Here is a 21,254-nt window from a genome sequence, read left to right as displayed (position 1 = left end):
TCCTGGGTCAGAGGGCTGCCGTGGAATCCGTGGGCACTTGCGCCGGACCGAATTCGGGCGCGCTGGCGATGCGCGCCATATGGAAGACGTCGTGCAGCGCACCGTCGCGTACAGCGTCGGCCCGGGCGCGCGCTTCCATCACGAAGCCGAACTTCTGGTACAGCGCGATCGCCGGGGCATTGTCCGCGAATACGCTGAGCTCGATGCGGCGCAGGCCGAGCGCATTGTCGGCGGCTTCGAGTAGCGCACCGAGTAGCAGCGAGCCCACGCCGCAGCCGTGATACGCGTCGTGCACCGCGATGCCAAGCGAAGCGCTGTGCGCGCGCCGCCCCGTGTGCACCATGAGTCCAGCCTGTCCGATCAAACGCCCTTCACATTCGGCGAGGACTATCATCGAATTCGCTGCGAGATTCTCGAGCCAGTCGCGCAGCGATGCGGCGGTGCGATAACCGGGCGAAAGAATGCCGGGCCGCACACCAGGCAGGTTCATGAGCGCGGCGATCGCCTCGCAATCATCAAGTTCGGCAGCGCGTAGACGCACCGTCTTCGCGAACGCGACGTGGGCCGCCACGGCGTCACCATGGTGATTCATCGAGCGTCACTCCGTAATGTGAGGCAGTGGCGCGCTCAGGCGCCCCATCAGATACGCATCGACAAGGACGCCCTGGCGCAGCATATAGCCACGCAGCCGCCCTTCGATCTCGAAACCGGACTTGCGATACAGCTGCACTTGCGTAATGCGTGACCACCTGGCCTGCGCGCCGCGCTACAACACAAGCTCGAACGACTTCACCAGCGCGCCTGGCAGTTGCATGCCGCCGGCCGCGCGTTGTCCCCACGTAGAGTCCGAGAGCAGCAGTTCCGTACGTGCGCCCAGCGCTTCGAGACGTTCGCCAAAGAGGCCATAGAGGCTGTCGTCGAAGCGCATCGCGTCGACGGGCGCAACGATCTCGCCGTCCTCCACCCAGAAGGTCGCGAAGCGCGTCATGCCGGTTAGTCGACAATTCATGCGGTCCGAGAAGTTCACGTACCACAGGTTGCCGACATAAAGTCCGGTACCGAGGCGTGCGAGCACGTCGTCCTCGACGAGGTCGCCGCCGGCCATCGCAAGCGAGGTGGGCAGTTCCTCCGGCAGTGCGCCGTTCGGTTCGAGCCCGCACTCGCGCGCAGAACGCGCGCTCGTTAGCTGGCCAACGCTGCGACCCGCGTCTATCAGTGGCACGCTCTCGCGTAGATAGCCGTCGTCGTTGAAACCGGGTGCGATGCCAAGTTCAAGCGATTCCGCAAACGCCACGCGCGTGTCGAACGCGGACGCGCCGGTGTGGAGCTTGTAGAGTGGACTCATCGAGTTCGCCTGGGCACGCGCCGAAAAGCCATTCGAGGCCATCGATTCGACCAGCTCCGAAAGCGCCGCCGGTGCGAGCCAGGCGCGATAGCCGCCCGGCGTGAGCACGCGCGGCGTACGCAGCAACACGGGCAAGCGCGCCGCCGCCTCGCTCACCTTGCCGGCGAACACGACGTCGTCCCACGCGTCGCCCGCGTAGGTCGTCTTGATCGCGCGCCCGTTGGGCTGATAGAGGGACCAGCTGAAATTGAAATTCTCCACTTCGTACCAGCCGCGGCTACCCGAGGTCGAGGCGAAGCCGCGCAAGACCGTGCCGCCCGCGTAGAAGCCCACGAAATCGAGACCCTGCGCACACTGCGCGACGAGTTCGACGAGCGATTGCGGCTGCGGGAGCCTGCCGCTGCGGTGCGTGCTGCGCGACCACGCCGTGCTATCGAACAGCACATGGGGATCGTCGGGTGCGTCCAGCAGGCTTTCGCGCAGCGCCGCGAGCGCTTTGTCCACGTCACGCACGTCGGTGTGGGTGTCGCCGCTCAGGTCGAGCGTGAAATACGCCTGACGCGCGCCGTTCACGAGCCGCAGTGTCAAGCGCCCCTGCTCCACCTGACCGCTTTGCCGCACCTTGCCCGCGTTGAAGCGGATGAAATCCGACCGCTCGCCCGCAAACGAACTAAGCACGGTCTCGCCGGGTCGGCGCAGGCGCTCAATCGCGCCGGCGAGCATCATGAAGCGCGCGTGCCAGTCGATCGCCTCGACGCCGCGCGGGAAAAGCATCTCGATCATCACGCGCCTCCGAATACTTCGACGTTCGAAAACACGCAAGCGGGCGACGCATGACCCACACGGATCACCTGCGCGGGTTCACCCTTGCCGCACATTGGTGTGCCGTAGATTTCGCGCGTGGATGCATTGCCAACCGCGGCGAGGCTGCGCCAGAAGCTCGCGGAAACGCCACGATAGTTCGGACGCTTGACGACCTGCGTGAGGTTTCCGTTCTCGATCAGCTGGCCGAATTCGCAGCCGAACTGGAACTTGTTGCGATGATCGTCGATGGACCAGGACGTGTTGGTTTTCATAAGGATGCCATGCTCGATGCCCGCGATCAGCACGTCGAGCGACGATTCACCGGGTTCAATGTTGAGGTTCGCCATGCGGTCGATGGGCGGCCGGTTCCAGTTGGATGCGCGCGAGTTCGCCACGCCAGGCAGTCCCGCCCGCTGCTGTGACAGCGCGCCGCCGAGCGGCCGTTCCAGCACGCCGGCACGAATCAGATATTGGCGGCTGGCTGCGCTGCCGTCGTCGTCGAACGCATAGGCGGCAGCCTCTTCGCGCACATCCGGATCGAAGGTCACGTTCAGCAATTCCGAGCCGTACTGGTAGTGACCGAACATCTCCGGCTTCACGAAGCTCCAGCCCGCGAAATTGCGCTCGTCGCCGAGAATGCGGTCGAGTTCGAGTGGGTGGCCAATCGATTCGTGAATTTGCAGCATCATCTGGTCGGGCATCAGCAGCAGGTCGCGGCGGCCGCTGGGACAGTTCGGCGCGGCCAGCAGTTGCAGCGCCTCGTCGGCCACGCGCGCACCCGCGCCGTCAAAGCCGTAGCGCGCGAGGATTTCCATGCCGCCCTGCGCGAGCGTCCCATAGTGGCCCGCGAGCGTTCGCTCCTGGGTGTCGCCATCGCCGTGCGCGACTGCCGAAAGGCTCGGCATGAGAAAGCGCAACTGTTGATCGATGCGCACGCCATCGCTCGTCACGTAAAGCTGATCGCAGTGCGTCACTTGCATGCCGGCCACGCGCTCGACGATGCGCTCGCCCAGGTTTGCAGCCGCGCATTCGTGCGCGAGCCGTTCAAGCCATTCGCGCCGCGACGGCAGAGCGCCCTGTGCATTCGGTGACACATAGCTGCCGCTTTGCGTCGGCCGCGCAATCTCGCGATGGTCGATGAGCGTGTGTGCCGCGCTCGCCTGCGCACGTGCGGTGGCGATGTCGAGCGCGCGTTGCAGGCCGCTTGCCGAAAGATCCGCGGTCGCCGCATAGCCCGCGCCCGCACCGGCCCACGCCGTCACCATCGCGCCGCGCTCGCGTGCGGTGGAAAGCGGCAAGGCCACGTCGTTGCGCACGACGTGCTCGTCCTTGCGTTCGTCCACGAAACGCACCGACCAGAAATCGGCATCGCTGCGCAATGCGCGCGCGGCCGATGTCCAGAGTTCTTCGATCATGCAATGTTCTCCTTGAGCGCTGCGGCGTTCTGCAGAATCGACGCCGCGAGCAACGACTGGGTATAGGGATGCGAAGGTGCGTCGAACACGTCGAGCGCGTCGCCGGCCTCCACGATCCGGCCAGCTTTCATGACGACCACGCGATGCGCCATCGCGCGGATCACGGCGAGATCATGCGTGATGAAAAGGTAGCTGAGCCCATACCTTTTCTGCAAACGCGTCAACAGGCCGAGCACTTGCTGCTGCACCGATACGTCGAGCGCACTCGTCGGCTCGTCGAGCACGATCAGTTCGGGCTCTACGGCAAGCGCGCGGGCAATCGCGATCCGTTGTCTCTGACCGCCCGAGAATTCGTGCGGATAACGCGGCAGCACGTCGGCGGGCAAACCGACCTCCTGGAGCAGCTCGACGATACGCGCCCGGCGTTCCGCCGCATCGAGCCGCCGACGATGAACCCGCAATCCCTCGCCGACGATCTGCTCGATCGTCATGCGCGGCGAAAGCGAGCCAAACGGATCCTGGAACACCACCTGCATGCGCGCGCACAGTGCACGCCAGGCCTTGCTCGACGAGCGGTATTCGCGCAGCGACTTGCCGGCCACCTTGACGTCGCCAGTTGCTGGCCGTTGCAAGCCGAGCACGGTCGATGCGAGCGTCGACTTGCCGGAGCCAGATTCCCCCACGATGCCGAGCGTCTCGCCGCGGCGCAGCGTGAGGTCGACTTCGTGCAGCGCGCGGAACGCCGTCCTGCCGAGCAACGACCGCCAGCCTTTCGCGTTCGTTCGATAGTCGACCGCGAGCCCCTCGATCGACAGCACGTTCTGCGCATCGTCAGGCACGCTCTCGATTGCGCGACGCGGCTCACTGTCGAGCAATCGCTTCGTATAGGGATGCTGCGGATTCGCGAACAGCGCCTCCGTCGTATTCGTTTCGACGAGCACGCCCTTCTCCATGACGGCGACGCGCTGCGCGAACCGCCGCACCAGGTTCAGGTCATGCGTGATCAACAGCACGGCCATGCCGCGCTCTTGCGCCTCCTGCTCCTGCAAGCCGATCAGCAGTTCGACGATTTGTTGGCGCACTGTCACGTCGAGCGCCGTGGTCGGCTCGTCGGCCAGCAGCAGGCGCGGACGGCACGCGAGCGCCATCGCGATCATCGCGCGCTGGCGCTGGCCCCCCGAGAGCTGGTGCGGGTAGCTGTCGATGCGGCGTTCGGGCTCGGGAATGCCCGTACGGCGCAGCAACTCGATGCCGCGCTCGCGCGCCGCGTTCGGGCGCAGCCCCTCGTGCAGCCGCAGGCTCTCCGCGATCTGCTGGCCCACCGTATAGAGCGGATTGAGCGCCGTCATCGGCTCCTGAAACACCATCGCGATATCGGCGCCGCGTACACCGCGCATCTGCTGTTCGCTCTTCGTCAGCAGGTCCTCTCCATTGAAGACGATGCGGCCCGTGTGCGTCGCATCGCGCACGAGGCGCAGGACCGACAGCGCCGTCACGCTCTTGCCCGAGCCCGATTCGCCGACGAGCGCGACACGCTCGCCACGGCCGATCGCAAGGTTGACGTCGAACACGCATTGCCTGTCGCCGAACGAGACGCAGAAATCTTCGATGCTGAGCAGAGGTTTGCAGTTTTCGCTCATTTCCCACCTCCGAACGCCGAGCCGCGGTTGCGGGTATCGAGCGCGTTGCGCAGTGCGTCGCCCATGAACGTCAGGAGCAGCAGCGTGGCGACGAGCGCAGAGAACACCGATACCGAGATCCACCAGGCGTCGAGATTGTTCTTGCCCTCCTGCAACAGTTCGCCGAGGCTCGGGGTAGGCGGCGGAACGCCGAGGCCGAGAAAGTCGAGGCTGGTCAGGGAAAGGATCGCCGCGCTCATGCGAAACGGCAGGAACGTGATGACCGGTGTCAGGCTGTTCGGCAATATGTGACGCCAGATGATCTGCCAGTTCGAGAGTCCCATCGTGCGCGCGGCCTTCACATAATCGAGCGCGCGGTTGCGCAGGAATTCGGCGCGCACGTAGTCGGACAACAGCAGCCAGCCGAACATCGACAGCAGGATGAACAGCAGCCAAAGCGTCGGCTCGAAGATCGACGCGAAGATGATGAGCAGATAGAGGTCCGGCATCGACGACCAGATCTCGATCAGACGCTGGCCGATGAGGTCGGTTCGTCCACCGTAGAAGCCCTGCAGCGCCCCCGTCAACACGCCAAAGAACACGCCTGACAAGGTCAGCGCGATCGCCATCAGCACCGACACCCGAAAGCCGTAGAGCAGCCGCGCGAGCACGTCACGCCCGAACTGATCGGTCCCGAGCCAGTTCGCGGCGCTCGGCGGCGCCGGAAACGGCCGCTCGGCGAAATAGTCGATCGTGTCGTAATAGTTGTGGTTCGGCGCGTAGACCGCGAAATTCCCGTTTGCCTCCAGGCGGGAGCGGATATACGGATCGAGATAGTTCGTCTTCGCGGGGAAGTCGCCGCCGAACTGCGTCTCCGGATACTCCTTCAGGATCGGGAAGTAGTAGTGTCCGTCGTAGCGCACGATGAGCGGCTTGTCGTTGGCGATCAGTTCGCCGGCCAGGCTGACGACGAACAGCGCGACGAACACGATCAGGCTCCAGTAGCCGAGCTTCTGGCTTTTGAAGCGCAGCCACGTGCGTCGCCACGGCGAGACTGGCGCGGCCGGCGCCGCGGGCGGCTCAGCGGTCCACGCTGTCGAATTGGATGCGGGGGTCGACGATGACATAGCAGACATCAGCAATGAGTTTGGTTAAAAGGCCAATCAGGGTGAAAAGAAACAGCGAGCCGAGCACCACGGGGTAGTCACGGCGAATCACCGAGTCGTAAGACAGCTGGCCCATGCCGTCGAGCGAGAACAGCGTCTCGATCAGCAGGTTGCCGTTCAGGAACGCGCCGACGAAGGCAGCGGGCAGCCCTGTCAACAACGGAATGGCAGCGTTGCGCAGCACGTGCTTCCACAACACATCGCGCTCGGGCGCGCCTTTGGCGCGCGCCGTCAGCACGTATTGCCGGCCGATCTCTTCGAGAAATGTGTTCTTCGTCAGTATCGTGACGATCGCGAAGTTGCCGACCACGGACGCCGTCACGGGCAGCACCATGTGCCAGACGTAATCGAGCACCTTGCCCACGGCCGACAGATCGGCGAAGTCGTCGGATGTGAGTCCGCGCATCGGAAAGAGCTGCCAGAACGTGCCGCCGCCGAAGAGCATCAGCAACAGCACGCCGAGCACGAATCCGGGAATCGCGTAGCCGACGAGGACGAGTACGCTCGTCACCGCATCGAAGCGCGAGCCGTTGCGCACGGCTTTGGCGATGCCGAGCGGCACGGCCACCGCGTAAGTCAGCATCACGGTCCAGAGCCCGAGCGAAATGGAGACTGGCAACTTGCTGCGGATAACCTCCCACACGCTCTTGTGCTGGAAGTACGACTGGCCGAGATCGAACGTCGCGTAACTCTTCAACATCAGCAGGTAACGCGTGTGCGCCGGCTTGTCGAAACCGAATTGCTTCTTGATCTGCTCGATCTGCTGCGGGTCGAGGCCCTGGTTGCCGTGATAGCCGCTGCCGCCGCCACCGCCGTCCGCACCCTGGCGCGACTGGCCGTGACGAAGCTGGGTCACCATCTGCTCCACCGGCCCGCCCGGCACGAACTGGGTCACGACGAAAGTCAGCGTGACGACACCGATGATCGTCGGCACCATCAACAGCAGACGTCTGAGAATGTAGGCGAACATGACGCTCCTCAATGCACTGCGGCGGTTATCTGCGCCTGCGGTTTGCGATACCAGTAATTGATGACCCAGTCCTCGTACTGATAGGTGATCGGTGTCACCTTCGGGAACCCGATGGTCGACTTGTAGCCGATCCGCGCGTTCGGCGGGTAGTAGTGCGGCACGAGGTAGTACTCGTTGATCAGTATGCGATCGAGCGCGCGCGTCGCCGTCTGGAGGTCATCGAGCGTGTCGGCAGAGATGGCTGCGTGCACGAGCGTATCCACGGCCTTCGAGCGAATGCCCATGTAGTTTTCCGAACCGACCTCTGATGCAGCAGGGCTCGTGAAACGGCGTATCAGCTCCGGCCCCGGGATCGTGACGGGCGGATAGATGTACGTCGTCATGTCGTAGTCGAAGTTGTCGAGTCGTTTCTGATAAAGCGCACTGTCGAGTTCGCGGAAGTAAGCGTGGATGCCCAGCGTCTGCAGCGCCTGCGTATAGGGGATGATGAGGCGGTCCATGCCCGGCTGGTTATCGATGATCTCGATCGTCATCGGCTTGCCGCTCGGATCGCGCAATGCGCCGTCGCGGTAGTGCCAGCCCGCGTCTGCGAGCAGGTCGCGCGCCTGCCGTAGGTTCTGCCGTAGCGAGCCGGGCGGCAGCGTGTTCGGCAGCTTGACCATCGGGCCAAACACCTCAGCAGGCAACGATGCGCGGAACGGCTCGAGCAGCTTAACCTCCTTCTCGCTGGGCATGCCGGTCGCACCGAACGGGCTGTCCTCCCAGAAGCTGTTCAGCCGGCGATACTGCCCGTAGAACATCATCCGGTTCATCCACTCGTAGTCGAATGCGAGCGCGAGCGCATGTCGAACGCGCCGGTCCTGGAATTGAGGCTTGCGCGTGTTGATGATGAAGCCCTGCATTTGCGCGGGGCCCTCTTCGAATTCGCCCCTGTGCAGGAACCCCGACTTGAAGTTCTTGCCGACATATTTGCGCGCCCACTGAGTCGCACTGTATTCGACGCGCACATCCTCGTTGCCGGCCTTGAACGATTCGAGCATCGTGTACTGGTCCACATAGAGCTTGAACGTCACGCGCTCGAAGCGGAACATCCCCCGCCGCGCGGGCAGGTTCGCGGCCCAATAGTTCGGGTTGCGGCGATAGGTGATCTGCTTGTCGTTCTTGCGTGACTCGATCAGATAGGCGCCGCTCGCTATCGGCGGATCGACGGAAAGTTGGTCGAACGGCAGGCGCTTGCCATCCTGTTGCATGCCCCACTTCGGCGAAAACACCGGCAGATCACCGGCGATCAACGGATTGGCTCTCGAGTCGTCGACGAAGTCGAAGCGTACCGTTAGACGGTCGATCACCGTCGCGTGCCTGATCTGCACGAACTGCGACGAAATCAACGGGGACGCCTGCGCGCTTTTCAGCGTGTCGAACGAGTACTTGACGTCCTGTGCAGTGATCGGATCGCCGTTCGAGAAACGTGCCGCCGGATTGATGTGGAACGTCGCCGCGCGTCGGTCGGGCGCGATCAGTACATCGTCCGCGATTAGCGGATATTCGGAAGCCAGCTCGTCCCAGCTGCGTTGCATCAGCGTATCGAACATCAGGTTACGGATATCCGGCGCGGGCATGCCGCGCACGATGAACGGATTCGTCGAATCGTAGCTCTGGTTGTCGTTGTAGTTCTGGAAAGTCAATTCGCCGGCAGTCGGTGCGTCGGGATTCGCGTAGTCGAAATGCGTGAAATCCGTTGGGTATTTTGGTTCGCCGAATTGCGCAATCGCCGGTTTGGCGTCGGCCGGCGCCGCGATGGTCGCGCCGGTCGTCGCGACCATCGCGGCGATCAGGGGCGTGATAAACGGCGCAAGCGGTGCAAGCGGCGCGAGCCGGCGCAACGAGCGGAACGTCAGAAGTTTCATTGTCACTGTGCGTGTGCGCACGCCGGACGGAAGCCGGCGTACCATTGATCGGATCGGAGCGCAAGGCCGGGCGCGAGCGCGGCCGCGTGGCCTACTTCGACGCCATCAGCGTCCACAGCCGGCCAAGGTCGGCGGAGCCGTCCGTGCCCTTGACCGCCCGGAACGCCTGAATCGCACGCGGCTTCTGTCCCGCCACGTAGTAGGCAATGCCTAGATGCAGTTGCGCCTGATCGGGATGGTCGAGGCCGCCCTTCGCGATCGCCGACTCCATCATCGCGAGCCCGTCCTTCGCGTGACCAGCAAACACGAGGTTGAACCCCTGGTCGACCGGCGCGACGGGATTCTCCGCATCGCTGCCCGCCTGCGCGCGCTTCGCCGCGAGCGCCTGCAGTCGCTTTTCACGCTCGGCCTGCGCATCTTTGCCGAGCACGCCCGAGGCGAAACCCTGATCGATGATCTGTTTCGCTTCGGCCGGCGTACCCGCGACGAGCGAAAGCTGCGTCATCTCCATGTAGTCGTCTACCGAGCCGAACGCGCCGTTGGCGCGGCCCAACCGGTACACGTCCACGTCAAGCTTTGGCGAGTAGCCCGGCTTTGCACGAATCGCCGAGAACAGGTTGTCCCAGTACGCCTGCTTCGGATGGTAAGTGACGAGATCCTCGAGTGCAGCGCGATAGGTCACATCGTCCTTGCTGCGCTGCGCACAAGTACTCAATAGCTGCAATTGTGACTCGTCAGGCGCGCGGTTGGCGCGCACTTGCGCGTCGATCGTCGGCTTCAGCGCACCAACCACGCTCGAGCAATCGTTTGACAGATAGTACGACTGTACGAGCAGCTCCGTCATCTGCGGATCGCTGCCTCCCGCCTTCTGGTAACGCCGTGCCGTTGCAATCGCGCGCGCATAGTCGTGCTGCTGGAAGTAAATGCCAGCCAGCGTCGCGCTCACGCGTTGTTCGTCGTCGCCCTTCAGTTGCCCGGTGCCGAGCAGCGTCTGATAGGCCTGGGCGGCCGCACCCGCCTCGCCGTCCGCCATCAACGTCGCGCCGCGCATTTCCTCGACCATGTAGATCTCGTACGGCGTTTTGTTTGGCACCGCCGCGGCTTGCGCAATCCTGGCAAGCGCGTCCTTGTACTTATGCGCCCGATAGAGATCCTGGGCCGCGCTGAGCGGCTTGCCGACGTCGGGACGCAGGGTGTCGGCCGCGGCTGGCAGTGCTGCCGCGGCAAAGACCACGCCGACGACGGCCGACGACAACGCTAGCTTGACCCGTCGATTGACTATTCTCATCACAGCATCCTTATTGCATGTACTGCTCGTTACCGATGAGCCCAATCTTCGTGGCGCCAACGCGCTGCGCCGACGCCATGACGGCCGCCACATCCTTGTAAGGCGCGAGCTTGTTCGGCCGCAGATGAATCTCGGCCTGCACGGGCTCGGCCGCGACGTGCGCAAGCTTTGCCTCGAGTGCCGCCCGGTCCGGCACCAGCGTGCCGTTCCAGGTCGTCGTGCCGTCGAAATCGATGTCGATCTGCACGATTTCAGGCTGCGTGAGCGGCGGCGGCGGAGTGCCGACCGGCAGATTCATCTTCACCGCATGCATCTGAATCGGGATCGTGATGATCAGCATGATCAACAACACCAGCATCACGTCGATGAGCGGCGTGGTGTTGATGTCCACCATCACTTCCGGGTCACCGCCACCGCCGCCCGAAGGAACGTTCATTCCCATCTTCGCCTCCTAGCCGCCGCGCGCAGGCGGCTCCGTGATAAATGACACCTTCGCGATGCCGGCGCGTTCACAGGTCGTGATCACGCGGCCGATGAACTCGTAACGCGTGTTCTGGTCACCGCGTACGTGCACCTCGGGCTGCGGCTGCATCACCGAAACGTCCTTCAGCCGCGACAGCAGTGTCGCACTATCCACGTGCTTCTCGTTCCAGAAGAAGTCGCCGTCGCGATTGACCGCGATCTCGATGCTCGTTGGTGTCGTCTGCAGCGGCTGGATCGTTTCCTTCGGCAACTGCACCGGCACCGTATGCGTGACGACCGGGATCGTGATCAGGAAGATGATCAGCAACACCAGCATCACGTCGACGAGCGGCGTCGTATTGATAGCGGCAATAACGTCGTCGCTATCTTCGTTTTGCCCCACGCTCATGGCCATGGTGGACCTCGTTCAGGCTTCAGACTGCCGGTTACGGGGCGGTCGCGGCGGAACGCACCGCGACAGGACGGGCGGGACGCTTGCTGCCGGCGAGCAGCACGGCATGGAGTTGAGCGCCGAAGGCACGGACGCGCTCCATCACCGACTTGTTGCGGCGAACGAGGAAGTTGTAGCCGAGCACGGCCGGCACGGCGACGCCAAGACCGATGGCCGTCATGATCAGCGCTTCGCCTACGGGGCCGGCCACCTTGTCGATCGAAGCCTGGCCCGCGATGCCGATCGCGGTCAGCGCGTGATAGATACCCCAGACGGTGCCGAACAGGCCGATGAACGGCGCCGTCGAGCCGACGGTCGCGAGGAACGCGAGGCCGTCTTGCATACGATTCGATACGTTCGTGATCGCGCGCTCGACCGAGACGTCGATCCACGTGTTGCGGTCGACGGCTTCGAGCAGCGCCTCGTCGTGATGTTGCCCTGCCTCGATCGCCGTCTCGGCGATGAAGCGGAACGGCGATGACTCGTCGAGCTGCTGGGCGCCTTCGGTGAGCGACGGCGCGCTCCACAATTGCTCGTCGGCATGCTTCGCGCGGCGGTTGGCACGGAACTGCTCGAAGAACTTCGTGACCATGATGTACCAGCTGCCCATCGACATGATGACGAGCAGAAGCAGCACGAAGCGCGCGACGAAGTCGCCGTTCTTCCACAGTGCGCCGAGACCGTAGGGGTTCTCGACGGATTGCGTCGCTGCCGGTGCGGGCGGCGGTGCCGGCTCGTCGGCTGCGGTGGCGGACGCGTTCATCTGCGGCGCCGCTACGGCGGGCGCGGCGGAAGCGGCTACGCTTGCCTGAGCATGCGCGAGTTGCGGTGCCACGAGGGTATTCACCGCGGCGGCAGCGATCAGGAGGCTGGTTGCCAGGGTGGCGACGGAACGCTTATTCATGTTGAGCTCCAGTTCAAACGTTGAACTTAAGAAATCGGGTTAAACCGTCGGTGCAGGCTTTCGTGCCTGCACCGCGGGCGCAGCGTGCGCGGTTTGTTATCTGTCGAGTCAATTGAGGTTGAACGAGAAAGGCACCTGCACGCGCACGGCTTGGCCCTGCGCGATGCAGTTGAACCGCTTGACGGCCTTGTATGCCGCTTCGTCCAGGCTGTCGTGATCGGACGACTTGGCTACGCGAACGTTGCCGAGGTGTCCTTCCGGATCGACGGTAAATTCGATCAACACTTCGCCGGTATCGCCGTTCTCCTGCGCTTCCTTCGGATAGGCGATCGAGCTGCGGATCTGATCGGAATTCGGGCAGACGACACCGACTTCCGTGCGCACGGGCGCGGCAGCCTTGACGGGCGGCGCAGGCGGTGCGGGTGGTGCCGTCACGGGCGCGGACTGCACCGGCGTGGCCGTGTGCGCGATGGTCGGCTGCGGCGGCGCCTGGACCGGCACTTCGGGCGGCGGCACAAAGGGGGGCGGTGGCGGCGCAAACTTGGGCGGCGGCAGCTTCACCTCTGGCAGGGGCGGCGGAGGCGGCGGCTTGACCGGCTCGATGATCTTCGTTTCGATCGGATGCTGAATGACCTGCACGACCTTCGTCGCGAGGCCGTTGAGCAGCGCATAGACCAACACGATGTGGAGGACGATGACGACTGCAATGCCGCCGAAGCGGCGAACCGGATTTTGCTGCTTGCGCCCGAACTCGCGCTGGCGGCCGGGTCTGGCGACCCCGCTCGTGTCCACGGCTGATGTCGCAGTCATGCTTGCTTCTACTTTCATACCTTCGATCCTCGCAGCGTGATTCGCCTGTTCCATGTTCGAGGCGCTGTCGCGACTCGAACCGCGGATGAGGCTGTTCACAAGGGATTTCTTGCCACTGCCATTACACGCGGGCCGGCGCATGACTGTGTCTCGCACGGTCGGGCGCCGGCCTGTACCGATCAGAAACGATAAGTCGCACCCACCTGGAAGAAGCGGCCCAGGTCCGTGTACAGCGATTGGTCGTAACCCGTGATGTCAGGAGTCGACTGCCACTCGACGTCGAACGGCGGCTTCCTGTCGAACAGGTTCTGGATACCGCCATAAATGGTCCAGTGCTTGAAGCCGCGATAGGTGGCCACCAGGTTGAACTGACTGTACGAGGCAACCGACAGCGTGCCGCCATCGCCGAACTCGGCCGCAACCGCGTTCGTGTAGGGGCCCGTGTACTGCCAGGTGAGCGTGGTGGTCAGTTGGCGGTAATCCCAGCTCAGGCTCGTATTGCCCTTCCAGCGCGGGTTGCTCGCGCCGAACGGCTGCAGCAGCGCCAGGTTGTTGCCCGCGAAGTCCTGAGTCTCGCCACCGCTCTTCAGCTTGAAGTGCCAGACGTAGGTCCAGTCTCCCGCGAGCGTGAACGTGCCGTACTTCGTGCCCACGCTCTTGCGGAAATCGAGGTCGAAGCCGTCCGTATCGAGCGAGCCCAAGTTCACGAACGGCATCTTGATGTAGCGAATGGTGCCGTCCGGGTTACGCACGACCAAATTCGGATCGTTCGCCTGCAAGATCGCGTTCGGATCGGGCGTGCCGATGACGCTGTCGATGTGCACCTTGTAGAAGGCCGCACCGAAGTCCGTCGTCGCGTCCGGCGACAGCGTAAAGCCGATGTTGTAGTTCTTGGTGTGTTCAGGCTGCAGGTTCGGGTTGCCGGTCGTCTGCTCCGTCGTGAAGTGTTTGGTGGGCACGCCGCTCGGATCGTTCGGGTCCACCAGGTTCTGGTGGGCCAGATAGACCGATTGCGAGTTCTCCACCGGCGTCGGTGCGCGGAACCCGCGGCTGTACGATGCGTACGCCGTCAGCATGCGAACCGGCTGAAAGCGCAGCGCGAAGCTCGGCGAGAAGGCACCGCCGAAATCGCTGTAGTGGTCGTAACGGCCCGACTGCGTGAACGTCAGGTTGCGGATGATGGGAATGTCGACCTGATAGAAGGCGGCCGCTACGTTACGCTCGCCGTCCACGGACTGCACGTTCGCAGGCGCCGTGATGCCTTTCGTCGCATAGGTCTGCGAGTTGATGACCGTCGACTCGTGACGGAACTCAGTGCCGACACCGAGCCCCACGCCGCCGGCCGGCAGCGTAAACAGGCTGGTCGTCGAGGCCTTCGCGAGCACCTGGTCAAGCTTCGTGATCGACAGCTGGTTGTCATCCTGGAACACACCGTTCAGACCGTTCGGCGTGGAACTCGGGTTCGAGAAGTTGTAGGTGCCGTTCGCGAGCATGTTCTCGAGGCCAGCCACATTGAGCCGGTTCGAGTAGGTGCTTGCGACGGTACTTTGCGAATGCGCGTACTCTGCCGACCAATCCCAGGCGCCAAACTTCTGCGTGTCGAACGAACCCTTGACGCCCGTGTTCGCCATCAGGAACGTCGAGGTCGTATCCCAGACAGATACGTTGTTCGGGAACGTCAGGTTGATCAGCGTAGGAACGCCGAAGGGGTTGAACGGGTTCGAAGCCGAGACGGTGCGCCCGACCGGCGAGACCGTGCCCGTCGACGGGTCGAACACGTTGGTCTGGCTGCTGAGCGACGCCGGACCGTTCAACTGCACGGTTTCATTGCGGCTCGCCCAGAAGCCCGCATAGGCCTCGGTGGTGTCGTCAATCTTGAACGTGCCACGCACCTTTGCGCTCAGGCGTGTCGTTGACGGGATCAGCGACGTGCTGTTCGCCACGTTGTACGTACACGACTGGCCGCCCGTCGCCGTCGCGTTGCTGCCCGGCGGACACGGATTGAGCGCCTGATGGGTGCCGTCCGCGAGCTGCCAGTACGACTGCTGGTTCGGGCCTAGCGGCGCCGCGTTACCGCCCGGGAACTGCGTGAAGTCCTGGTTTTTGGTCATGTCGCGGTCGGCGAGCGTCGAGCCGCTGTCGCGGTAGTAGCTCGCGGCCGCCGTGATGTTCCAGCGGTCGGAAGTCAGGTTGCCGAGACCGCCCAGGACGCTGAAGGTGCCCTGAGCGTTACCGGGATGCTGGGCCTTGCCAAGCTGACCGTCGATCTGCAATCCCTCGAAGTTCTTCTTTGTGATGATGTTCACGACCCCCGCGATCGCGTCCGAACCGTACACGGACACTGCGCCCGTCTTCACGATTTCGATGCGCTCCACGATGTTCATCGGGATCGTGTTGATGTCGAAGAACGTGTCGGTGAAGTTGACGGGCTGTGCGTAGTTGGCCACGCGCTGCCCGTCGATGAGCACGAGCGTGTACTTTTCGCTGAGGCCGCGCAGCGCAAGGCCCGCGCCACCGGGGGCCGAGCTCTGAGCCGTCGATTGGGACCAACTGCTTGCGGAGTTGACGGCTGTGCCGCGCAGGAAGTCGGCCACGGTCGTGTAGCCGCTTTGCTGAATTTCCTTCGCGGTGATGACTTGAACTTCAGTGCGGCCTTGTTTGTCTGCGCTGCGGATCAGCGAACCCGTCACCTCGAACTTCTGCAGCTGCTTCACCGAGCTCGTGCCCGCCGAAGCGCCCGATGCCGCGCTCGGTGCGGCGGCCGTCGCATTCGCGTCTTGCCCATCCTTCTGAGCGGAGACCGTGTCAGTTTTCGTCGCCGCCGCGGTTGCTGCCGGCTGAACCTGTGCAAACGCCGTGGTCCCAAGCGCAGCTGTCAGCGCAATCTCTGCCCACACTATTTTCCGTATGGCAGATCCCAAAACCGTGAGTTTCATTTTTTCCTTCCTGTCATTGACCCAAGTCGACATGCCAGAGAACACCTTTGGCACTTTCCCCCGTGCGGCACCCGTCCGAGACCGCCCCGTTACTTCATGACCCCCGCATACCACCGACTATGCGCACAACCCTAGTCACCCACCTCGTCCACTTCGGTGAATATCAAACAGGAGACGAAAATGTACTTAGTGCGGTTATTAGAAATTTCAGGCAAAACCAATCCCTATCCATCGTTCGCAAGGAATCGATGGATCACTCTGCATTCGACATGGATTCATACATTTAGGACTATAAAATGTATGAAACGGAGATTCGCCGCGAACGCAGCGAAGCTACCAATGCTTAAAACAGTCTCGGCGAACCTACCCAGACAATCACGGTTTCTTCGTTAGCCGCATTGGCCCACCCGTGGGGGACCGTCGACTCGAAGTGTGCGCTGTCACCTGGATCGAGCACAAACGTACAGCCCTCCAGGCTCAGCGATATCTGACCGCTGAGCACATAGAGAAACTCCTCTCCAGCATGTGTCGTCACTTCCGACGGCGGCTGACCTGCAGGCATTCGAACGAGAATCGCGTCGAGCTGCCTGCCGACCGCTGCGTTGGTGAGGCGAGCAAACTGATTCGCCGAGTCGGCAAAGCTGAAGTACTGCCTTTCGTCTGCACGCCGCACGGATTTCGCTTCGGTTGGTGTTTCGACGAAGTACTGCATGGTTACTCCAAGCGCTTGCGCGATGCCGGCCAATGACGAAATGGACGGCGTCGCGTGCCCTCGCTCGACCTGAGAAAGGAACGGCTTCGATATTCCCGCCGCCGTTGCAGTTTCGTCCAAGGTACGCTGGAGTCGCTTGCGCAACGCTCTAATCTTGCTGCCCAGCATAAGAGGGGCAGTGCTTGCTCGTTCATCACGTTTCATATTTGTAACTAAAGATATCAGTAAAAAAATCCGCGTCAAAATTTGTTTGACGAGAGCAAACTATTTTTTCTTTTAGGCCACGCTACGCCAATGCGCCGTATTGGTGCTTGCACTCATTCCACTTCAGCGCGTTGCTCGAGCTTTGAAGGTAAAAGCGGCATTGCGCCCCCGGCTGATCAAGATTGCTTTGTTTATCAAATGATTAGCGACGCTGGGCGGCAGCCGAAATAAAAACGTTGGTTGAGAAAACCTGAAGTCCCAGCTTTCGGAAATTCGCCGCCTTGGCGCAACGACCTTAGACACAATTCCCCTAAATGCATCGCATTGGGGATTTCGCACCAAAAATGTCATGGCGTTCTCTATGCACAGAACGTCGCTTTAGATTACTTCCTCTAGTCAACCCTTCTTGCTGGTTTTGGTAATTAGATAGCTAGCACCCCCCGGTTCGAGCCGAACGGAGGCGTAGAGTCATGGTGCGAACACCGCCGGCATGGGCAAGTTTAGTGGAATCGAGCCTCACCCAAAAAAATAGGGAGCGGAATCGTGCATGGCTTGTCGTTGAGGAACTGAAGTGGCCAGCGTAAAAGCCCCTAACAAGATGAACGAACGAGCTATGCAACGGCATCGCTCATGATCACCCCAGTCGTCGTTGACCGGAAGTCATGGCTGTTCGCCGACACCGTTGCCGGGGCGCAAGCCAGTGCTGAGGTGCGCTACCTCGGCATCGAGGCAGACGACGCACCTGAAATGGCAGAACAGACTGAGCAGTAGGATGATGGCCCGTCAGCGAGGGACGCTGACCGGTTACTTTCAGGGATTCACGACGCCCCGCGGATTGATGATCCGCAAATCGACATTGACGGCATTTTCTTCGAAAGGCAACATGCTTCAATGAACTCCGACGCGCTCAATGTCATCACGTGCACCGTTGTACACAGCCTTTTCCAACGGCCCCGCGAATCATGACGGGGCCGCGTCTTTTACGCCGCTCCGAATTGCGTTGGCACAAATAGGAATGATTGCATGCATGACAGAGTACGTGCTTCCGTTCTTGATGAGGTTGCCGACGTGCCGTTTTGGCCGCTCGAATCAAGGAGCGTTGCGTGCTGACGATACGAAAAGCGAATCGCGATGACGCATTCGACGCGTGGGATATCCGTAAAACGTCGGTGCATGCTGCCTGCGCTGAGCACTATCCCAGAGCGGCCCTGTCGGCGTGGGTCGATGGCTCGCCAGGCGACAAATGGGTTAGCGTTGTCGAACGTGACTTCCATGTCGCCGTCGATCGGGGATCGGTTGTCGGAACAGGGATGCTTACGCTCGCAAGCGGGCGAGTCGACGCGATCTTCGTCCGGCCGTCTCATATGGGTCGCGGCATTGGACGCAAGATGCTGGATTTTCTTCAGGCGTTGGCCGCCGGGCACGGCCTTGACGCAATGCGGCTCGATGCGACGCTGAACGCGGTACCGTTCTATCGTAATTGTGGCTGGTCGGGCGATTCGATTTCAACGTACCGTACCGCGCGCGGACTGGAATTGGCTTGCGTGCCAATGACGAAGCTTGTCATCGTGGGTGGCTAAGGTGCCGCTCTTGGCCGACGACTGTTGCCCGCATGGGGCAATAGTCGGCGGTGGATTCAACCGGTCGATGCATGTTTCTAATTCGTCGACATATGAACAAACCTCGACGGAAACGTGAGATGCTGCAGCGGCCGACAGAAATCCAGATTGAATCAACCCGGCTCCTGATTAAACCGTTCACGGCCAGCGACGCCGATGCCACGTTCGCATGCATCACCCCTTCGCTCACCCGTCACATGGCCTGGGACACGCCGGCATCCCGGCAAGACTTCGACGAGGTCTGGCAGTCGTGGATACCGTCGATAGACGACGGGTCAGACTATGTATTCGCGATACGGCACCGCGCAGACGGGAGTTTTCTTGGGTTGGCCGGACTCCACCGCGTACGCATGGAGAGCCCGGAACTCGGCATATGGATTCGTGAAGATCGTCATCGAAATGGCTTCGGCCGCGAGGCCGTAACTGCTGTTGCGCAATGGGCAACGCGAACCATTGGCTGTGCAAGTTTCACCTATCCGGTCGCAGAACAGAACCGCTCGAGCCGGCACATTGCCGAATCGTTAGGCGGCGTCATTGTGGAAAGCCGCGTGACGCCAAAGTACACATCCTGCGTTTACCGAATTCCACGCCGGCCAGTCACAAACCAGGTGTAAGCGGTTCGGCCTGCAGATCGACATCCTTCGGCACAGATGTCGCTCGGCTTTGTGTTGCAAGCCGATGTTTGATACGTTTTCAACAATCTCCACGATTCCATTCGATGACGATGCATCTCAGAGTCGCACGGCCCGTTTCCGATCTTGCCCGTAGTGAACGCATGTATTGCTCAGCGCTTGATCTGGCCGTGCTCGCCAGATTTCAGGATCATCAGGAATTCGATGGGGTGATGCTTGGAAGTCCCGGCATGGACTATCATTTTGAGCTTACCCATTGCAGCGAACATCCCGTGATGCCTCGCCCAACGAGTGAGGACTTGCTGGTGTTTTACATACCGGATCGACAAGTGTGGAGGGCGATGTGTGATCGCCTTGTCGAAAATGGATTTGTTTGCGTAAAGTCGTTCAATCCTTACTGGGACGTGTCGGGTCGAACATTCGAGGATCCTGACGGCTATCGGCTCGTCTTGCAAAATGCAGCGTGGAGCGCCTGACCCTATCGCGTATCGGTCTTCCTACCGGCGGTCCGCACGTCGCTTGTGGGGTCGCACTGAGGCGACCGCCCCCGAAAATTTCCCTCACCATGGCTGACGATGACCTATCCGATAAGCTATCGACGCGCGACAACCGAAGACGTTCTGACAATCTGCGAATTGGGTCAAATTTTGAATGCGAGCCACCACTTGGCACGCCCCGACATCTACGCAGATGCCACCACAGAATTCGGCCGCGACGAGCAGCACTGGCTCGCCAGCCTCCAAGGAGAAGATCGAGCGACGTTTCTTGCCGAGTTTGGCAGCAACGCCGTCGGTTTCATTACGATTCAGGTGGTGAAGCCGATAAGCCCGCTTTTGCAACCGATGGTCGTCGGTCGCATCGGTTCCGTCGCGGTTTTAGAACAAATCAGAGGACGCGGGGTCGGCAGCTCTCTTATTAAACTCGCAGAAGAGTGGGCGCGGAAGCAGGGTGCCACCGATATCAGACTAGCCGTTTGGGAGTTTAACGAACAGGCGGTCAATCTGTACCGAGAATTGGGCTACGAGATTCGCGCGTTCGAGATGGGAAAACGGATTCGGACCTTGTTGGATATTCCGTGCGCCTGAGCCGGCGACCGGCGACTGCGGCCCAGAAGTGACGAAATTGATCGCTGACGATGAAGATCCGTTGGGCCCTTTTCCGCTAGGCTCAACTTATTTCCGCCCTTCCGACGGCGCCGCCAGCTTTGCGTCCGTGAAGATAGAAAGGTAGGAGCGAAAGCTGCCAGACTGGTTCAACGTTCTCGAATGTGGTTGATTAGCGATGTGAGAACGTGGTCGACCCATACCCCATTGATCCTCAGATAGGAACGAGCCAAGCCTTCACGCTCAAACCCTAGCCGCTTCAATAGTTCTTCGCTACGAACATTTTCAGGTCTAAAATTCGCCATTATTCTGTGCAAGCCGATTTCGTCAAAGATATAGGTGATCGCAGAGGTCAATGCTTCGCGCATCAAACCTTGTCCCTCAAACCGTTTGGCAAGCGAAAACCCAAGATGACATGCCTGAAACGGGCCACGCACGATGTTGGTGAAGTTGCATTCACCGACCATTTCGCCGGTTCCAGGCGAAAATAGGAGTAGATGCACTGCGACTCCTGAGTTGTTGTTGTGCGCCATCATGGACAGCCGTCGGCGAACTGATTTTTTTTCGAAGAAGCTTTCGGCTCTAAGCGGCTCCCAAGACTGCAGGTGAGCGTGATTTTCAATGGAGTATTCGTGCAACTCATGCGCGAATTGCTCACATGCCGGTACAAGTTTCAGGCGTGCCGTTAAAATCTCACGCGGTAGTACATCGATGTGAACCCTCGTCACGTCGTCCTCCATTGAAAGCACGGTGAAGTAGTGTAATCAGAAATTATTCGTCAACAATTCGGCCGGCGACATATGATTCAATGTCCGCGGTGGAAAAGCCACGCGACGGCCTCCGGTCGTGTCTTACCGTTTGCATGGACTGCGGACCCGATGTGATCGCCGCACTCGGCCGTCGGGCG

General features: G+C 61.5%; 21 protein-coding genes. 5 read left to right on the top strand and 16 right to left on the bottom strand.

The genetic code is table 11. The features are described 5' to 3' along the window. Positions 1–7: 7 nt before the first annotated feature. From AB3X94_RS23795 to AB3X94_RS23725, 15 genes are all read right to left on the bottom strand, one after another. A complete protein-coding gene (locus AB3X94_RS23795; protein WP_368612901.1) occupies positions 8–592 on the bottom strand; it encodes a GNAT family N-acetyltransferase in 585 nt (194 codons plus the stop codon). A gap of 6 nt (positions 593–598) precedes the next feature. Beyond that, positions 599–730: a hypothetical protein gene (locus AB3X94_RS23790; protein ID WP_368612900.1), complete on the bottom strand. Its 132-nt coding sequence runs from the start codon at positions 728–730 to the stop codon at positions 599–601. A 36-nt stretch (positions 731–766) separates the two neighbouring features. Continuing rightward, the gene (locus tag AB3X94_RS23785) at positions 767–2,128 is read right to left on the bottom strand and encodes a TldD/PmbA family protein (RefSeq protein ID WP_368612899.1); all 1,362 of its coding nucleotides are present in this window, start codon (positions 2,126–2,128) and stop codon (positions 767–769) included. Continuing rightward, positions 2,128–3,564, bottom strand: a complete 1,437-nt coding sequence (locus AB3X94_RS23780; protein ID WP_176110849.1) for a TldD/PmbA family protein — start codon at positions 3,562–3,564, stop codon at positions 2,128–2,130. Before AB3X94_RS23780 ends, AB3X94_RS23785 begins: the two co-directional genes overlap by 1 nt. After that, entirely contained in the window at positions 3,561–5,204 is a 1,644-nt protein-coding gene (locus AB3X94_RS23775) for an ABC transporter ATP-binding protein (RefSeq protein ID WP_368612898.1), read from the bottom strand. The genes AB3X94_RS23780 and AB3X94_RS23775 overlap by 4 nt, the downstream gene beginning before the upstream one ends. Further along, positions 5,201–6,310: an ABC transporter permease gene (locus AB3X94_RS23770; protein WP_176110847.1), complete on the bottom strand. Its 1,110-nt coding sequence runs from the start codon at positions 6,308–6,310 to the stop codon at positions 5,201–5,203. The genes AB3X94_RS23775 and AB3X94_RS23770 overlap by 4 nt, the downstream gene beginning before the upstream one ends. Further along, on the bottom strand, positions 6,264–7,319 hold the full coding sequence (locus AB3X94_RS23765; protein ID WP_368612897.1) for a microcin C ABC transporter permease YejB: 1,056 nt from the start codon (positions 7,317–7,319) through the stop codon (positions 6,264–6,266). Before AB3X94_RS23765 ends, AB3X94_RS23770 begins: the two co-directional genes overlap by 47 nt. 8 nt (positions 7,320–7,327) lie before the next feature. Beyond that, the gene (locus AB3X94_RS23760; RefSeq protein WP_368612896.1) at positions 7,328–9,226 is read right to left on the bottom strand and encodes an extracellular solute-binding protein; all 1,899 of its coding nucleotides are present in this window, start codon (positions 9,224–9,226) and stop codon (positions 7,328–7,330) included. Between the two features lie 91 nt (positions 9,227–9,317). Then, the gene (locus AB3X94_RS23755) at positions 9,318–10,514 is read right to left on the bottom strand and encodes a tetratricopeptide repeat protein (protein WP_368612895.1); all 1,197 of its coding nucleotides are present in this window, start codon (positions 10,512–10,514) and stop codon (positions 9,318–9,320) included. Between the two features lie 10 nt (positions 10,515–10,524). Next, positions 10,525–10,956: an ExbD/TolR family protein gene (locus tag AB3X94_RS23750; RefSeq protein ID WP_368612894.1), complete on the bottom strand. Its 432-nt coding sequence runs from the start codon at positions 10,954–10,956 to the stop codon at positions 10,525–10,527. 9 nt (positions 10,957–10,965) lie between these two features. Then, complete coding sequence (locus AB3X94_RS23745; RefSeq protein WP_008917476.1) at positions 10,966–11,391, bottom strand: biopolymer transporter ExbD; 426 nt, start codon at positions 11,389–11,391, stop codon at positions 10,966–10,968. A 31-nt stretch (positions 11,392–11,422) separates the two neighbouring features. Continuing rightward, positions 11,423–12,331, bottom strand: coding sequence for a MotA/TolQ/ExbB proton channel family protein (locus AB3X94_RS23740; protein WP_368612893.1), 909 nt, complete (start codon positions 12,329–12,331; stop codon positions 11,423–11,425). A gap of 108 nt (positions 12,332–12,439) precedes the next feature. Continuing rightward, a complete protein-coding gene (locus AB3X94_RS23735) occupies positions 12,440–13,159 on the bottom strand; it encodes an energy transducer TonB (RefSeq protein WP_176110840.1) in 720 nt (239 codons plus the stop codon). Positions 13,160–13,320: 161 nt separating this feature from the next. Then, the gene (locus tag AB3X94_RS23730; RefSeq protein ID WP_368612892.1) at positions 13,321–16,077 is read right to left on the bottom strand and encodes a TonB-dependent receptor; all 2,757 of its coding nucleotides are present in this window, start codon (positions 16,075–16,077) and stop codon (positions 13,321–13,323) included. A gap of 343 nt (positions 16,078–16,420) precedes the next feature. Further along, positions 16,421–16,993, bottom strand: coding sequence for a helix-turn-helix domain-containing protein (locus tag AB3X94_RS23725; protein ID WP_176110838.1), 573 nt, complete (start codon positions 16,991–16,993; stop codon positions 16,421–16,423). A gap of 630 nt (positions 16,994–17,623) precedes the next feature. Between AB3X94_RS23725 and AB3X94_RS23720 the strand changes: the two genes are divergently transcribed. The 5 genes from AB3X94_RS23720 (at position 17,624) to AB3X94_RS23700 (ending at position 20,329) form a co-directional block, all read left to right on the top strand. Continuing rightward, positions 17,624–17,764, top strand: coding sequence for a hypothetical protein (locus AB3X94_RS23720; protein WP_176110837.1), 141 nt, complete (start codon positions 17,624–17,626; stop codon positions 17,762–17,764). A 332-nt stretch (positions 17,765–18,096) separates the two neighbouring features. After that, positions 18,097–18,573: a GNAT family N-acetyltransferase gene (locus AB3X94_RS23715; protein WP_368612891.1), complete on the top strand. Its 477-nt coding sequence runs from the start codon at positions 18,097–18,099 to the stop codon at positions 18,571–18,573. A gap of 119 nt (positions 18,574–18,692) precedes the next feature. Further along, positions 18,693–19,226, top strand: coding sequence for a GNAT family N-acetyltransferase (locus AB3X94_RS23710; protein ID WP_176110836.1), 534 nt, complete (start codon positions 18,693–18,695; stop codon positions 19,224–19,226). 104 nt (positions 19,227–19,330) lie between these two features. Further along, positions 19,331–19,720 (top strand): VOC family protein, encoded by a 390-nt coding sequence (locus AB3X94_RS23705; RefSeq protein WP_176110835.1) that lies wholly within the window; start codon positions 19,331–19,333, stop codon positions 19,718–19,720. A 99-nt stretch (positions 19,721–19,819) separates the two neighbouring features. Next, complete coding sequence (locus AB3X94_RS23700) at positions 19,820–20,329, top strand: GNAT family N-acetyltransferase (RefSeq protein WP_368612890.1); 510 nt, start codon at positions 19,820–19,822, stop codon at positions 20,327–20,329. 167 nt (positions 20,330–20,496) lie between these two features. Here the strand turns inward: AB3X94_RS23700 and AB3X94_RS23695 are convergent, their stop codons facing one another. Then, positions 20,497–21,087 (bottom strand): GNAT family N-acetyltransferase, encoded by a 591-nt coding sequence (locus tag AB3X94_RS23695; RefSeq protein WP_368612889.1) that lies wholly within the window; start codon positions 21,085–21,087, stop codon positions 20,497–20,499. Positions 21,088–21,254: the final 167 nt, after the last annotated feature.

The sequence above is a fragment of the Paraburkholderia sp. BR10923 genome, from assembly GCF_040948765.1.
In the GTDB taxonomy this organism is placed as follows: domain Bacteria; phylum Pseudomonadota; class Gammaproteobacteria; order Burkholderiales; family Burkholderiaceae; genus Paraburkholderia; species Paraburkholderia youngii.
Note: the sequence above shows the minus strand (reverse complement) of the source record. Positions and strands in the feature narration are given on the sequence as shown.

Coding starts and splice junctions, on each gene's coding strand:
- AB3X94_RS23795 (WP_368612901.1), bottom strand. CDS start 592: ATGAATCACCATGGTGACGCCGTGGCGGCCCACGTCGCGTTCGCGAAG.
- AB3X94_RS23785 (WP_368612899.1), bottom strand. CDS start 2,128: ATGATCGAGATGCTTTTCCCGCGCGGCGTCGAGGCGATCGACTGGCAC.
- AB3X94_RS23780 (WP_176110849.1), bottom strand. CDS start 3,564: ATGATCGAAGAACTCTGGACATCGGCCGCGCGCGCATTGCGCAGCGAT.
- AB3X94_RS23775 (WP_368612898.1), bottom strand. CDS start 5,204: ATGAGCGAAAACTGCAAACCTCTGCTCAGCATCGAAGATTTCTGCGTC.
- AB3X94_RS23770 (WP_176110847.1), bottom strand. CDS start 6,310: ATGTCATCGTCGACCCCCGCATCCAATTCGACAGCGTGGACCGCTGAG.
- AB3X94_RS23765 (WP_368612897.1), bottom strand. CDS start 7,319: ATGTTCGCCTACATTCTCAGACGTCTGCTGTTGATGGTGCCGACGATC.
- AB3X94_RS23760 (WP_368612896.1), bottom strand. CDS start 9,226: ATGAAACTTCTGACGTTCCGCTCGTTGCGCCGGCTCGCGCCGCTTGCA.
- AB3X94_RS23755 (WP_368612895.1), bottom strand. CDS start 10,514: ATGAGAATAGTCAATCGACGGGTCAAGCTAGCGTTGTCGTCGGCCGTC.
- AB3X94_RS23750 (WP_368612894.1), bottom strand. CDS start 10,956: ATGGGAATGAACGTTCCTTCGGGCGGCGGTGGCGGTGACCCGGAAGTG.
- AB3X94_RS23745 (WP_008917476.1), bottom strand. CDS start 11,391: ATGGCCATGAGCGTGGGGCAAAACGAAGATAGCGACGACGTTATTGCC.
- AB3X94_RS23740 (WP_368612893.1), bottom strand. CDS start 12,331: ATGAATAAGCGTTCCGTCGCCACCCTGGCAACCAGCCTCCTGATCGCT.
- AB3X94_RS23735 (WP_176110840.1), bottom strand. CDS start 13,159: ATGAAAGTAGAAGCAAGCATGACTGCGACATCAGCCGTGGACACGAGC.
- AB3X94_RS23730 (WP_368612892.1), bottom strand. CDS start 16,077: ATGAAACTCACGGTTTTGGGATCTGCCATACGGAAAATAGTGTGGGCA.
- AB3X94_RS23725 (WP_176110838.1), bottom strand. CDS start 16,993: ATGAAACGTGATGAACGAGCAAGCACTGCCCCTCTTATGCTGGGCAGC.
- AB3X94_RS23720 (WP_176110837.1), top strand. CDS start 17,624: ATGATCACCCCAGTCGTCGTTGACCGGAAGTCATGGCTGTTCGCCGAC.
- AB3X94_RS23710 (WP_176110836.1), top strand. CDS start 18,693: ATGCTGCAGCGGCCGACAGAAATCCAGATTGAATCAACCCGGCTCCTG.
- AB3X94_RS23705 (WP_176110835.1), top strand. CDS start 19,331: ATGACGATGCATCTCAGAGTCGCACGGCCCGTTTCCGATCTTGCCCGT.
- AB3X94_RS23700 (WP_368612890.1), top strand. CDS start 19,820: ATGACCTATCCGATAAGCTATCGACGCGCGACAACCGAAGACGTTCTG.
- AB3X94_RS23695 (WP_368612889.1), bottom strand. CDS start 21,087: ATGGAGGACGACGTGACGAGGGTTCACATCGATGTACTACCGCGTGAG.